Genomic DNA, 13191 nt, shown 5'->3' with positions numbered 1-13191 from the left:
CGCAGACATCACTCTCAGGAAAACCCGAATGAAATTCGAATTAACGTTCAAGGTTGTTTTGTTATTCAGTTATCAAGGTTTTGCTTTCGTGCGAAAGCTTTTATATTTTATCACATCGACTTTTGTTTGTCAAGAACTTTTTTAAATAATTTTCAACTTCTTTTTGAAAGTTTTTTGCGCTCAACTCATTAGGTTAGGCATCTCGTTCTTTTAAGTCGTGCAACTTTTATATCGTATCACACATCTTTTATTTTGTCAAGAGTTTTTTCATTTTTCTGAAAGAATTCTTTCATCTTTCTTTCAAATTAATGTGCTCTCATGTGCGATGTATGCTATCTTATCATAGAGTTGCATCCTCGTCAAGGGTTTTTTTCATTTTTTTAAAATAATTTTCCGCAGGAAAGGGAGACGCGCCCAAAGAGAGCGTCTCCCTTTCCTGCGGAAAATCCTATTTACCGTTTTTCCAGAACTGAAGCTGCATTTTCACTATTTTATCACGAAATACTACATGATAAGTTCTCCAGCCTTTTGCTGGTACAATTGTTTCTATAGAATCGCCTTCTAGTTCACCCTGGAATAAAATATTTCCCTTTATATTAAATATTGTACATTCATTGCCTCGTACTGCAATGATTTCTTTACCCCACATAGATATGGAATCATAATTCATATCGACGATATGATTTAACTTTCTGGCACCTTTTTTATTATAAACCTGAAGAATATACTTACCTTTTTCCGGATTGGCAGAATTATTGATAATATAGCCTACATAATCCTCATTTTCAAATACACTCTGTATTTGCTGATCAAACTCCAGTTTTTTCTTCTCATTTGGAGAATCCTCTATATTATAAAAATATGTTACTTTGCTTCCGAATGCCGCTACCGTATTATCATCCATAAAGCTAACTTTAGGAATAATCGTATTTGTATAATCAAATCCGCCTTTTAATGGTATGCTATCCGATTGGAGCTGTCTGCTGAGATCGTAAAATGCAATAGATGTTTTGGAAGTATTTCCATTGATAGAATAATAGCTTACCGCAAGCTGTGTTCCATTCGGAGAAATCGCTGCTGTAATCGGATAACCTTTTTCCTCTATAGATGAGCGCATGTCCGCAATCAACTTCCCGTTTTTTCCATATACTTGTACATAATTGCTGTCAGAGCCTTCAAGTATCATCTGTATAATACCCTGCTCAGAAACGGTTGCCTGTAACAACGGATATTTCAATGTGAATTCTCTCACTTTTCCATTTTTATTGAGTAATATAAGCGTATTCTCGCCTTTATCTCCTAATACTGCATAAGAATCTGACTTCGCCAGAAATGGATGCTCATAGGATAATGCAATATTCCATTCTGCTCTTCCAAACTGCTTTTGATATTCAATACCGTTGCTGCTATATTTCAGATATCCTTCATCAAAGTTTTCGTAAGATACATCACCGCTGTCCTCTGTATCAACTTTATCTTTATATGTATAATAGTTGCATTTGCTATTAAAAAGAATATAAGCGACTATCGCTGTTCCCGCTAAGATCAACGCCAGCAGCAATATCTTTATCCTTCGATTTCTTGCAGCTTTCTTTCTTATCTTTGCCAGTTCATCTTTCTTATTTGTAAACAATTCGTAATTATATATCTGTTTTGCCATTCATTTCTCTTTCTATAAAATATTTTATGACGTATGTATACTATATGACATAGATGTCGTATGCATATTATATGACATTTATGTCACTCCGCTCATTATAGCATGAACCTTTTTAATCTTCAATCTGAGGGATTTCTAAAATTTGACCTGGATATATCTCATCTACATTATCTATTCCATTCGCTTCTGCAATCATTTCTATATAGTTATATGACTGATACATTTTCTTTGAAATTCCAGCTAATGTATCTCCTCTTTTTACGGTATAGTATCCTCCTATGCTCCCCCAGGTTTGCTGTGTTTTTTCCGTGGTTTGCGTTTCACTTGCTTCGGTATCCTGCACGGCAGATTCACTGTTACTTTCTTCTGATATTTCGGAAGAACCCGCTTTTTCATCAGAAACCACTTCATTTTCACTGTTCTGTGTCGTTTCTATCTTAGACACGGTATCTGTTTCCTCCTCTCCCTGCTGTGCACCTGTCACATTTTTCGCATCCGTCATTTCCTGCTGTTGAAATACCTCCTGCATTTTCTGATTTCCCTGATACTGTACCGCAGACCTTACTCCATAAATAAGAACCATCGCTGCTACAAGACCGCCCGCAACATACGCTGGGTTAGCAAATGCCGATTTCGGCCGCAAACTTTTCTTTTTTCTTAGCGCCTTTTTATAATTTTTCACAACAGCAGTATCCCTCTTTATTGTTTCCGAACGCCTTCCCCGTTCCGGCATTCGCCCCATCTCACCCTCTGCTAACATATAATTTTTCATTTCCTGATTTGTTTCATAATAAATGTAATATCCTCGCTGTTTTTTAAGGGAATAATTTTCAAATTGATAAAATGCATCCTCATTTTCAAGGGCATCAATCATATATAACACTTTATTTTCTCCGCTAAAGTTATCCATGTGAATTCGTATAATTTTGTCATTTAAATCAACAGAAAACCCCATTCTTGACAAAAACCATCCACAAATCTCCAGCTCCGGAAAAAAGGAATCTCTTATTCTATAAATCTCTCCCCAGTTTTCCTCTGAAAAAATCGTCTCATCTAAATCCAGTTCGAAATTCTGGCATGCCGCTGCTCCACTTATGAACATACACTTTCCTATCGTAGTTTTATACATTTTCCCAAATAAAATAGCACCTCTTGCATAAAGATTTTCTGGCTGCGCCAATTTATTTAAATATGTATACACATAATCTTCCACATAAATTTTCTTTGCTCCCGGCTCTCCAATCTGCCTGTAATTTCTAGGAAGATTTCTTGATACTTCTCCTTTTTCATTTCCTTTTTTCTTTCCCGTTTCCTGTCTTTCCTCTGCCATAAATCTCCCACCTTCCCTGTTCTATTTCTAACTCCGCTCTTTGCCCTATGCTTAAAGCTGCAGTTTCCTGATTTATTTTATATTTTCTTTTCAGGCTGTCTCAATCATAGCATTTCCCAATTCTTGTCTATGGCAGTTCTTGTCATATGCTTTCGCATTTTTCTTTCATTTTTCAAGTAAATGTTCTATGTAAAATAAAATATTGTTTAAACTTCTTTCTCTTTGTCTACTTCTAAAATATAGAGAACAATTAGAAGGCAGGAATTCTATAAAGGAATACAAAAAGATGATGTATATAAATACAAATATTTTGCTCCATAAAGATCATAAAATAGGAAAAATATGTACTCTCGGAATCTTTTTGTGCTTGATTTTGTGAGAAATTTTTTGTCAATTGTGCCCAAATTTTTTGAGGCGTACGCGGTGCGTACGTTGATGAAATCTGGGTGCGGCTGGCGGAAAATCAGCCACAAAAGCAAGTGCAAGAAAGACTCTGAGAACAAAGAGAGGATTTTAACATGAATTTCAACATAAAAAAAGAAAAGCGCTATCAGTATTTTGCCCCTGACAACGCTTCTACTATACCTTTTTCCATTGCACTTAATAACCATATTACTTATTTAAATAAAAAATTCGAAGATCTTGTTCTACTTTGCATCGGCACAGACAAAATAACTGGTGACTGCCTCGGCCCTCTTGTTGGCTCAAAATTAAAACAACGGAAATTTCCTTATCCTTTGTATGGAACTTTAGAAAAACCTCTCCATGCCGGCAATCTGACCGAACAGCTCCCTGAAATTTCTTTAGTCCATCCCGATGCTTGTACCCTTGCCATTGATGCCGCTGTTGGAACCAAGAATCATATTGGTCTTGTTTCCCTGTCCCGCCAGCCCCTTTCCCCAGGGAAAGGAGTTGCACGGCCTTTGTGCCCTGTAGGCGATATTTCTATTACTGGAATTATAAATGAGGCTTCTGTTTCAAGTGAAATTCTGCTTCCATATACGAGCCTTTATCTGGTGGATAAATTAGCCGAATACATCTGCAAAGGGATACTGAATAGTGATTTGCCGCAGGCAAGGTAGACGCCTACAGCAAATTCTATTTATTCTCTGCTTCGAATTTCTTCATGAATTCTACTAATTTTTCAACACCTTCGATTGGCATTGCATTATAAATAGATGCACGCATACCACCAACTGTTCTGTGTCCTTTAAGGTTTACAAAACCGTTTGCTTCTGCTTCTGCTACAAATTTAGCGTCTAATTCTTTATCGCCTGTTACGAAAGGTACATTCATGAGGGAACGGTCTTCTTTTACTACAGTTCCTTTGAACATTTCGCTTTCGTCTAAGAAATCATAAAGAATTTTTGCTTTCTTTTCGTTGTATTCTTTCATTGCCTGAAGTCCACCCTGTTTTTTCAGCCATTTGAATACTTTACCACAAATGTAAATGCCGTAGCATGGTGGTGTGTTGTAGAGGGAATCTTTGTCTGCCTGTGTCTTGTATTTAAGCATGGTAGGTGTTCCTTCCATTACGTCATCGCGGATTAAGTCTTCGCGGATGATTACGATTACAACACCAGCTGGTCCTACATTTTTCTGTACTCCACCGTAGATTACGCCATATTTTTCTACGTCATGTGGTTCGGACAAGAAACAGGAGGATACGTCAGCAACTAATGTTTTACCCTTTGTGTTAGGTAACTTTTTATATTTTGTTCCGTAAATTGTGTTGTTCTCACAAATGTAAACATAATCTGCGTCTTCATCAATTGGAAGATCGGAGCAGTCTGGAATGTAAGAGAATGTTTTATCTTCGGAAGATGCAATCTTTACTGCTTTTCCGTAACGGCTTGCTTCCTGATATGCCTTCTTAGCCCACTGACCTGTAACGATGTAATCTGCAACACCATTTTTCATAAGGTTCATAGGAATTGCTGAGAACTGCTGTGAAGCTCCGCCCTGTAAAAATAAAACTTTATAGTTGTCAGGAATGTTCATGAGATCTCTTAAGTCCTGTTCTGCTTCTTTGATAATGTCATCAAATACTTTGGAACGGTGGCTCATCTCCATAACGGACATTCCGCAGCCTTTATAATCCAACATTTCATCTGCTGCTTCTTTTAATACCTCTTCCGGCAATACAGCCGGTCCTGCTGAGAAATTATATACTCTTCCCATTTTTGCATATCCTCCTTGCATTATTTATTAAAAATAAATGTTTATCGCGTTACTGCGTTATATTTACGGATTATAACACACTTTGACGAATTGTTAACAGTATTTTTTTAATATCGGCACTTTTTTGCAATTTTTCCTTTATAAACTTTCACGAATTGACTACTTTCACGAATTTTTTTGAATATTTTACCTGGAAGCGTATTTGAAAAATGCTTTCCGTAAGATGTTCGTTACAATTTGCGGGAGATTTTTCCTGAATGGGGGGCTGCATAGCGGACTTGGACTACGTCAACTGAATAAAGGCAAATTCAAGAATGCCCCTTACTTTATTAGAAAATTGACAAATGCTTCTGAATTCGTTACACTTTCAGAAATACCGATTTCTACATATACATTATATGTAGTTTCAGAATATCTGCCACTGAATCCGTTTATATTAAGATTCTAACACCAGTATAATCGGTTCTACTATTGAGATTCTGAACATACATGATTTACAATATCTACGATTAAATATATCAGAAGGGAGCTTTTATGAGAATCTGGTGCAAACTTTTTGAAAAAAATCATATGCTTAAAGACACAGTTATGGAGAACTATGATATGTCCATGTCCCGTACTGCCAAAGTATATGATTGTTTAGAACGTGCCTGTTATGAGTTTGACCTTGAAAAACCGATGTGGCTTGATAAAAATAAACGGGAGTTTATTAGTCATGCAAGGACTCGTTTTTATCAGGATAACTTTATTGAACACATTGATTTTGATTATCTTGATTTTCAGGTTATTGAGGAGGATTAAGAAATTTTCAAATACTGGTAAATGTAATTTCCTAAATATTGTTATACTTGTTGAGAAAAAGTTATTGATAATTTCTCCCCTATATGCTATACTTCCACCCAGACATTATTCCGTGAGGGAGTAGCGAGCGTTCTTTTATACGTTGGAACGTAGCAAGTCAACATACTGGTGTAATTCACCTGGCTTGTTTTAAATTGCGAGACTCATGTATAACTGTGATAAGCTATACAGGGGTCTTTTTATATTTTTATGATAATTACCTGAGCATAGCTTATCGCTATGCTCATTTTTTTGCGTTATTATGATTAATGTACTCTCAGAATTTTTTTGTGGAGTACATATTACAATCAGGAGGGATTTCTAATGACTTGGAGCTTACTATTTTTTACTACGAACATTTTTCTTGGAATTGGCCTGGCAATGGATGCTTTTTCTGTTTCCATGGCAAACGGTCTGAATGAACCACATATGAACAAAGGGCGTGTATGCACAATTGCCGGAGTATTTGGTGGATTTCAGGCACTTATGCCTCTGATTGGCTGGTTCTGCGTACACACGATCGCGGAGTCTTTTCATGTATTTGAAAAGTTTATTCCATGGATTGCATTGATTCTTCTTCTTTTTATTGGCGGAAAAATGCTGATTGAAGGTATAAAAAATGACTGCGAAGAAGAAGTATCTGCCGTCAGTCCAGGGGCACTGTTTGTTCAGGGAATTGCCACTTCTATCGATGCGTTATCTGTTGGTTTTACTATCGCAGAATATAACTGGATCATGGCTCTTGCTGCTTCCCTGATCATTGCTATCGTTACCTTTTTTATCTGCATTGGTGGATTAATTATCGGAAAAAAATTTGGAACAAAATTATCCAACAAAGCGCAGATTCTCGGTGGAATCATCCTGATTGCCATCGGAATTGAAATATTTATCAGCTGATTAAATATTCATATTTATTTTTTGAAGAAATATATTATAAAAAGATTTTCTTTCCGGGAGCTTTTTATGAAAAAATTTCTTCTTTTTCTTTATATTTTTCCTTGTTTCATAATTTGTGGCTGTCATCCTTTTGCCCATAATAAAAATCCAAATTCTCAAAACAATTTTTCTTCAAAACAGTCTTCTTCCACCCGTTCCTCTATGGAATCCGTCCAAAAGGAAGCTGCTGCTTCCACGCAGCCAAATAAATCTGTTTCTTCTATTAATCCCGATACGCTTCCTAATAAAAAAATGGCATGGTGGATTAAACGAGAAGAAAATCATATGACCCCTTCTGCACAGGAGGAAGTAGATCTTTCCCGTTATGATGCCTGGTATATAAAAACAAATCTAAAGGGTGATGAAAAACCTGTCTTTCTTACTTTTGACTGTGGATATGAGAACGGCTATACCGCATCTATTCTTGATGTGTTAAAGAAGCATAAAGCACCCGGGGCTTTCTTCCTGTGCCGCCATTATATTGAGGATCAGCCTGAACTGGTCAAAAGAATGAAAAAAGAAGGGCATATCGTTGGGAATCATACTTCCCATCATGTTTGTATGCCAGAAACGGATTCGAGAAAAGTTCGTGAAGAAATTACAGATAATGCAAATTACATGAAAGAAGCGACCGGATACGAAATGGATCGTTTTTTCCGGCCGCCGAAAGGAGAATACAGCGAACGCACCCTTCAGATTACAAAGGATATCGGCTATACCACTGTCTTTTGGAGTATGGCTTATCTTGATTATGATGTTGATAATCAGCCGGGAAGTGATTACGTTATCAATCATTTTGAAAAATACATCCATCCCGGCGCCATTCCACTGATACATAATATATCTAAATCAAACGCTGAAGCTTTAGATACGGTTCTCACAAACCTTGAGAAAGAGGGGTATACATTCCACTCTTTGTCCGATCTGAAGAAGGGGTGATTCATTTTTCATCCTAATTCCCATTTCCAGATCAGACCTTATATCTATATATCCAACTATATCTATGCAAAGCATATAGCTATATTCAATTATATCTATGCGACACATATATCTGCATCTATATATTTGACTATATCAGATGTGAATTGCATAACGTGCATCTCGCAGCAAGAATGCCGGGGCATTCTTGAACTATGTGCATAAAATTTTTAAGCAAAGAACTCCTGCAAAACATCCTCTAGCACTTTCTTTTCTTCTAAAGATACCGGCTCGTCTTTCGCTTTCTTCTTCGTGTTCTCTCTGGCATAACGAAGAAGGCGGCGGCGCTGCTCTCTTGAAGTACCATCTTCTAAATCTACTTCACGTCCTGCTATGCTGTTCTCTAATACATTTTGCAGGTAATCATTCATATTCATGATGATGCGATGTTCTTTTGCATCTGCACGAAGCAAAATATCAAGGAATATCAATCCAAATGCAGCGATTACACCGGTCAGATAGGTGACAATTACACTGGTCAGTTCACCTCCTTCCTGTGAGACAGCCAGCGCTCCTGCCGCTCCTGTTATCGCACATGCTGCTATTGTGAGGCGATACAGTGTTTTCCAAAAGCCACAAGGTAATCCACAAACTCTTTTCTTGCGGAAATATTTATCCACAAATGTTTCCACGTTATTCACTTTGATATCCATTTCGTGATAATCTTCGTACTTCTTTTTCAGAGAAACAAGCCACTTTTTCTTTGTCTGCCCTATCCTCGACGTTGCACGTATCATGCTTCTGTATGAGATCGTCAACACCGACCAGCTCAGTATTCCAATAAAACAACAGGCTATAATTGCTTTTGTAAAAACGGTATTACCAAGAATAAAATCAAACATTTTCTTCCCTCCCAGGTATTTCAAACATTTTCACATTCATAATTTTAGCTATAATAAATTACCATGAATCTCGCCTTCTTAATTATTTTAACCGCGAGAAGTTTAATATTATCAGGTAATACAGTCCAGCGCAGACTCTTTTTTCCGGTCAGATTTATGTACGGATTTCTTCTCGGCATGGGCCCCAGCCGGAAGCATCTGCGAATCGGGTATCTTGTCTGCCATGACTCACCCACATTCTGTTTCTGCCATGCGAAATTATTTTGCTCTGTCTGGATTGTGACCCAATTATACGAAATGAAAATCCATTTGAAAAGGGGGATTCGTTCGTAAAAAAAATCCCTTCTCCGTCAAAAGGAAAAGGGATTCGAATACTTCTTTATGAAAATGACTTAATTGGACATCTATTTAGACATCTTAAGAAACATTGCAGCCAGTAATTTCACTGTATGCACAATAGCCTGTTCCTCAAAAGTCTCGTATGCAACTGGTGCGCTGTTATCCGCCTTATCTGAAATCGCACGAATAATAACAAATGGAATCTTATTGAGTGTTGCAACCTGTGCCATAGATGCACCTTCCATCTCTGCACAATATCCATCGTAATCTTTTACGAGAGCAGCCTTTGTGCCATTATCAGAAATGAACTGGTCTCCTGTTACAACTCTTCCAACAAAACACTGAATCTCTGGATTGACAATCTCACATGCTTCCTTAGCCATCTCCACTAATTCTGTGTCTGCTGTAAATACGGATGTCTCCATTCCCGGAATAACACTCTTCTTATAGCCAAGACCTGTTACATCAAAGTCATGCTGCAGTGCATCGCTGGAAATAACAATGTCACCAACATTAATATCTTTGTAAAGACCGCCTGCAACACCTGTGTTGATCAACATATCTACACCGTAAATATTTACAAGAATCTGTGTACAGATTGCCATGTTTACTTTACCGATACCACTCTGAACAACAACGGCATCCTGATTCCATAACTTTCCCTTGTTGAAAGTCATGCCTGCCATAGTCTTAGACTCAGCATCTTCCATCTGGTTAATGAGAGAAGCAACTTCTTCTTCCATTGCTCCAATTACACCAATACAAACCATATCTTCTTCCTCCATGTACTATTCTAATACTTAATGTTCTATTTTTAACTGTCATCAAAACAAGTAGACTCATTATAACACAGATGACCCCCTCACGTCATTAGGAATTTGTCAAAGGGGAGACGAAACCGAAGCAGGATTATTATACAAAAATGCTTCGTATCACTACACTCTTAATGCTCAATCGCATTAAGAGTTTGCTCTAGAGCGTGTTTTTTGCATTTTGTCCGTTTGTCCGTTTTATCAGGCCCCTCAAATTAGGCATTTTTTCTCTATTTTTTTAGATAAAAAGGTGATATACTGTCATTACAATTTTGGAAAAGTATTTTTACATAGCGGAGGAAAATCGATGTACAGTTATAAAACAAAGGGAGTTTGTTCTCGTGAAATTCAGTTTGATGTAGAAAATGATATTATTAAAGAAGTCCGTTTTATTGGCGGATGCATGGGTAATACTCAGGGCGTTGCAGCCCTTGCTAAGGGACGTAATATTGATGAAGTAATCAATACGATAAAGGGTATTGACTGTGGCGGCAGAGGTACTTCCTGTCCTGACCAGCTTGCACTTGCCCTTATAGCATATAAAGAACAGCAGGCATAATCTATATTTACTATAAGGATGTTCACACACTTACCTCAGGAGGGTTTTAAAAGTATGAAACGAATCGTTTTAACCGGCGGTGGAACAGCCGGTCATGTTACGCCAAATATGGCACTGGTTCCAAGCTTAAAAGAAGCCGGATATGATATTCAATACATTGGTTCTTATAACGGTATTGAAAAGAGATTGATTGAAGAAATGGGTATTCCTTATCACGGAATTTCCTCTGGTAAGCTTCGCCGTTACTTTGACCCTAAGAACTTTTCTGATCCATTTAAAGTTATGAAGGGTTATCTTGAAGCTTCCCACATGATTCGGAAGTTAAAACCAGACATTGTATTCTCCAAGGGCGGCTTTGTATCCGTTCCCGTTGTTCTTGCAGCAAAGAGAAGACGTGTACCAGTTATTATTCATGAATCTGATCTTACACCAGGTCTCGCTAATAAGATCTGTATTCCAGCAGCAACAAAGGTCTGCTGTAACTTTCCGGAGACATTGAAGCACCTTCCAGAAAATAAGGCTGTTTTAACTGGTTCCCCAATTCGTCAGGAACTTTTCTCCGGCAAAAAGGAAGAGGGTCTTCGTCTTTGTGGATTCGATGATTCCAAACCAGTTCTTCTCGTAATGGGCGGAAGTCTTGGTGCTGTTGCTATTAACAACGCCATCCGAGAGAACTTAGATGAACTGTTAAAGCAGTTCCAGATTATCCATTTATGTGGACGTGGTCATTATGACACTTCCCTTGATGGAAAAAATGGTTATAAACAGTTTGAATACGCAAAGAAAGAATTAACTCATTTATTTGCAGCAACAGACTTAATCATTTCAAGAGCCGGAGCTAACGCAATCTGCGAACTCCTCGCCCTCAAGAAACCAAACATCCTTATTCCACTTCCAGCTTCCCAGAGCCGTGGAGATCAGCTTTTAAATGCTGCTTCTTTCGAAAAATCTGGCTATAGCTATGTACTGCAGGAAGAGGAGCTTACAAGCAATACTTTGTTGAAGGCTGTACAGTATGTTTATGATGAACGTGAGGAATATATCCAAACATTGAAAGAAAGTAAGCTTAATAGAGCGATTCCTATCATAATGGATTTAATCACAAAATATTCTAAATAAAGCATATTTGTGGCCTCGGAGCAAGGTTTGGATGCGAGCGCTTTAAGCGAACATCCAAACCGCTGCGACTAAAGTCACAAATATGCTTTATTTAGCTTCAGGAGTTCGTCTGCTTTGCAGCCTCACAAACCAGAATTTGGCAAGACCTCATTGTTTCCAACGCACTTTCATGCTTCTCCGGTGTTACTCCCGCACAACAGTTACTATCTGCCAAAATCGGTACTTCCGGCAAAAATGCTTTTATAAGTAATGCATTAGACACAACGCAAATATCTGTGCATAATCCAATAAGTTCTATAGACTCTATCTCTTTTTCTTTATGAAGTTCTTTTAAGAAATTCGCCAGCTTACGAGAACCAAACGTTTCCTTTTCAAAAACAGCAAGTGCTTTTTTTACATATGGCTGAAGTTCATTTATAATCTCATGCCCTGGTGTTCCTTTAATACAATGAGGAATCGGAAGATTCTGCCCTTCCTGTGTATTCATATAATCTTCCCCATGTGTATCCTTTGTAAAGATAATATCTCCATTAAAATTCTCAATTTTCTCTTTCACCGCTGGAACAATCGCCTGTGCTTCTTTTGTCCCAAGAGAACCATCCACGAAGTCTTTTTGCATATCTACTATTATTAATATCTTTTCCATAATCTTTTCCTTTCAGTCCATTATAACAATTTAAATAATAACTCTCTCCAGCCAAAGACAGCTCCCCATGCGAGAAGATATCTTCTCACATGGGGGTGAGCATCAACCTTGCCTGCTGCAAATTATTATTTCATCTGCAATCCTATCGGACAGTGGTCAGAACCCATGACCGTCTTATATATAATGGCATCTTCTATCTTTTCTTTCCATCGTTCGGATACTACAAAGTAATCAATACGCCATCCAGCATCTTTTTCTCTTGCTTTGAAGCGATAAGACCACCATGTATAAGCTCCTGCAAGTTCTGGGTTAAGATAACGGAAACTATCAACAAATCCCGCACCTAAGAGTTCTGTAAATTTATTCCTCTCTTCCTGTGTAAATCCGGCATTCTTTTTATTTGTTTTTGGATTTTTAAGGTCAATTTCTTCATGTGCCACATTAAGGTCACCCGTCATAATGACTGGTTTTTCTTTATCAAGTTCCTGTAAATATTCTCTGAAATCATCTTCCCATTTCATGCGATAGTCTAAACGCTTCAATTCCGACTGAGAATTTGGTGTGTATACAGTTACAAAGAAGAAATCTTCAAATTCTAATGTGATAACTCTGCCTTCCTGATCATGTTCTTCCATTCCAATTCCATTCCACACTTTTAATGGGTGTTTCTTCGTAAATACGGCTGTGCCAGAGTAACCTTTTTTCTCTGCATAGTTCCAGTAACATTCATACCCTTCTGGTGCAAAGTCAATCTGCCCTTCTTGAAGCTTTGTTTCCTGTACACAGAAAATGTCTGCATCCGCCTCTTTGAAAAAGTCTTCAAATCCTTTTTTTACGCAGGCACGAAGTCCATTTACGTTCCAAGATATTAATTTCATAAATAAATCCTTTCCTTATTTCTCTTGTCTTAATTGTGACATCCTCCCCCACCTCGGCAAGTTTAGTTTTC

14 protein-coding genes are annotated in these 13191 nt (G+C 37.7%); 6 read left to right on the top strand and 8 right to left on the bottom strand.

Annotated features, from left to right (window positions below):
- Positions 1 to 448: 448 nt before the first annotated feature.
- Both EUBHAL_RS01500 and EUBHAL_RS14605 read right to left on the bottom strand, forming a co-directional pair.
- A complete protein-coding gene (locus EUBHAL_RS01500; protein WP_005343980.1) occupies positions 449 to 1660 on the bottom strand; it encodes a DUF5711 family protein in 1212 nt (403 codons plus the stop codon).
- A 112-nt stretch (positions 1661 to 1772) separates the two neighbouring features.
- Entirely contained in the window at positions 1773 to 2990 is a 1218-nt protein-coding gene (locus EUBHAL_RS14605) for a LysM peptidoglycan-binding domain-containing protein (RefSeq protein ID WP_005343979.1), read from the bottom strand.
- Between the two features lie 518 nt (positions 2991 to 3508).
- Here EUBHAL_RS14605 and yyaC point away from each other — a divergent pair.
- Positions 3509 to 4072, top strand: a complete 564-nt coding sequence (gene yyaC / locus EUBHAL_RS01490; RefSeq protein ID WP_005343977.1) for a spore protease YyaC — start codon at positions 3509 to 3511, stop codon at positions 4070 to 4072.
- Between the two features lie 16 nt (positions 4073 to 4088).
- Here yyaC and serC read toward each other — a convergent pair whose 3' ends face one another.
- Positions 4089 to 5171, bottom strand: coding sequence for a 3-phosphoserine/phosphohydroxythreonine transaminase (gene serC / locus EUBHAL_RS01485; protein ID WP_022169690.1), 1083 nt, complete (start codon positions 5169 to 5171; stop codon positions 4089 to 4091).
- 148 nt (positions 5172 to 5319) lie between these two features.
- Positions 5320 to 5442 (bottom strand): DUF6783 domain-containing protein, encoded by a 123-nt coding sequence (locus EUBHAL_RS16635; protein ID WP_334290872.1) that lies wholly within the window; start codon positions 5440 to 5442, stop codon positions 5320 to 5322.
- 263 nt (positions 5443 to 5705) lie between these two features.
- On the opposite strand from EUBHAL_RS16635, the gene EUBHAL_RS01480 reads away from it, so the two are divergent.
- The 3 genes from EUBHAL_RS01480 (at position 5706) to EUBHAL_RS01470 (ending at position 7886) form a co-directional block, all read left to right on the top strand.
- The gene (locus EUBHAL_RS01480) at positions 5706 to 5972 is read left to right on the top strand and encodes a hypothetical protein (protein ID WP_005343975.1); all 267 of its coding nucleotides are present in this window, start codon (positions 5706 to 5708) and stop codon (positions 5970 to 5972) included.
- A 363-nt stretch (positions 5973 to 6335) separates the two neighbouring features.
- The gene (locus EUBHAL_RS01475; RefSeq protein ID WP_005343973.1) at positions 6336 to 6908 is read left to right on the top strand and encodes a manganese efflux pump MntP; all 573 of its coding nucleotides are present in this window, start codon (positions 6336 to 6338) and stop codon (positions 6906 to 6908) included.
- Positions 6909 to 6974: 66 nt separating this feature from the next.
- On the top strand, positions 6975 to 7886 hold the full coding sequence (locus EUBHAL_RS01470; protein WP_242648721.1) for a polysaccharide deacetylase family protein: 912 nt from the start codon (positions 6975 to 6977) through the stop codon (positions 7884 to 7886).
- Positions 7887 to 8095: 209 nt separating this feature from the next.
- On the opposite strand, the gene EUBHAL_RS01465 is transcribed toward EUBHAL_RS01470, so the two are convergent.
- Both EUBHAL_RS01465 and EUBHAL_RS01460 read right to left on the bottom strand, forming a co-directional pair.
- Positions 8096 to 8767, bottom strand: coding sequence for a hypothetical protein (locus EUBHAL_RS01465; protein ID WP_005343963.1), 672 nt, complete (start codon positions 8765 to 8767; stop codon positions 8096 to 8098).
- 404 nt (positions 8768 to 9171) lie between these two features.
- Positions 9172 to 9876: a 5'-methylthioadenosine/adenosylhomocysteine nucleosidase gene (locus EUBHAL_RS01460; protein ID WP_022169692.1), complete on the bottom strand. Its 705-nt coding sequence runs from the start codon at positions 9874 to 9876 to the stop codon at positions 9172 to 9174.
- 349 nt (positions 9877 to 10225) lie between these two features.
- On the opposite strand from EUBHAL_RS01460, the gene EUBHAL_RS01455 reads away from it, so the two are divergent.
- Positions 10226 to 10477, top strand: coding sequence for a TIGR03905 family TSCPD domain-containing protein (locus tag EUBHAL_RS01455; RefSeq protein ID WP_005343960.1), 252 nt, complete (start codon positions 10226 to 10228; stop codon positions 10475 to 10477).
- A gap of 54 nt (positions 10478 to 10531) precedes the next feature.
- Complete coding sequence (locus tag EUBHAL_RS01450; RefSeq protein ID WP_044921410.1) at positions 10532 to 11596, top strand: undecaprenyldiphospho-muramoylpentapeptide beta-N-acetylglucosaminyltransferase; 1065 nt, start codon at positions 10532 to 10534, stop codon at positions 11594 to 11596.
- A gap of 97 nt (positions 11597 to 11693) precedes the next feature.
- Here the strand turns inward: EUBHAL_RS01450 and EUBHAL_RS01445 are convergent, their stop codons facing one another.
- Both EUBHAL_RS01445 and EUBHAL_RS01440 read right to left on the bottom strand, forming a co-directional pair.
- Positions 11694 to 12242, bottom strand: coding sequence for a cysteine hydrolase family protein (locus EUBHAL_RS01445; protein ID WP_005343952.1), 549 nt, complete (start codon positions 12240 to 12242; stop codon positions 11694 to 11696).
- A 125-nt stretch (positions 12243 to 12367) separates the two neighbouring features.
- On the bottom strand, positions 12368 to 13120 hold the full coding sequence (locus EUBHAL_RS01440; RefSeq protein WP_005343950.1) for an exodeoxyribonuclease III: 753 nt from the start codon (positions 13118 to 13120) through the stop codon (positions 12368 to 12370).
- Positions 13121 to 13191 lie beyond the last annotated feature (71 nt).

The sequence above is a fragment of the Anaerobutyricum hallii DSM 3353 genome, assembly GCF_000173975.1.
In the GTDB taxonomy this organism is placed as follows: Bacteria; Bacillota; Clostridia; order Lachnospirales; family Lachnospiraceae; genus Anaerobutyricum; species Anaerobutyricum hallii.
Note: the sequence above shows the minus strand (reverse complement) of the source record. Positions and strands in the feature narration are given on the sequence as shown.

Bases quoted from the DNA above. Each gene is read 5' to 3' on its own strand.
- EUBHAL_RS01500 (WP_005343980.1), bottom strand. From the start codon at position 1,660: ATGGCAAAACAGATATATAATTACGAATTGTTTACAAATAAGAAAGAT.
- EUBHAL_RS14605 (WP_005343979.1), bottom strand. From the start codon at position 2,990: ATGGCAGAGGAAAGACAGGAAACGGGAAAGAAAAAAGGAAATGAAAAA.
- yyaC (WP_005343977.1), top strand. From the start codon at position 3,509: ATGAATTTCAACATAAAAAAAGAAAAGCGCTATCAGTATTTTGCCCCT.
- serC (WP_022169690.1), bottom strand. From the start codon at position 5,171: ATGGGAAGAGTATATAATTTCTCAGCAGGACCGGCTGTATTGCCGGAA.
- EUBHAL_RS16635 (WP_334290872.1), bottom strand. From the start codon at position 5,442: ATGCAGCCCCCCATTCAGGAAAAATCTCCCGCAAATTGTAACGAACAT.
- EUBHAL_RS01480 (WP_005343975.1), top strand. From the start codon at position 5,706: ATGAGAATCTGGTGCAAACTTTTTGAAAAAAATCATATGCTTAAAGAC.
- EUBHAL_RS01475 (WP_005343973.1), top strand. From the start codon at position 6,336: ATGACTTGGAGCTTACTATTTTTTACTACGAACATTTTTCTTGGAATT.
- EUBHAL_RS01470 (WP_242648721.1), top strand. From the start codon at position 6,975: ATGAAAAAATTTCTTCTTTTTCTTTATATTTTTCCTTGTTTCATAATT.
- EUBHAL_RS01465 (WP_005343963.1), bottom strand. From the start codon at position 8,767: ATGTTTGATTTTATTCTTGGTAATACCGTTTTTACAAAAGCAATTATA.
- EUBHAL_RS01460 (WP_022169692.1), bottom strand. From the start codon at position 9,876: ATGGTTTGTATTGGTGTAATTGGAGCAATGGAAGAAGAAGTTGCTTCT.
- EUBHAL_RS01455 (WP_005343960.1), top strand. From the start codon at position 10,226: ATGTACAGTTATAAAACAAAGGGAGTTTGTTCTCGTGAAATTCAGTTT.
- EUBHAL_RS01450 (WP_044921410.1), top strand. From the start codon at position 10,532: ATGAAACGAATCGTTTTAACCGGCGGTGGAACAGCCGGTCATGTTACG.
- EUBHAL_RS01445 (WP_005343952.1), bottom strand. From the start codon at position 12,242: ATGGAAAAGATATTAATAATAGTAGATATGCAAAAAGACTTCGTGGAT.
- EUBHAL_RS01440 (WP_005343950.1), bottom strand. From the start codon at position 13,120: ATGAAATTAATATCTTGGAACGTAAATGGACTTCGTGCCTGCGTAAAA.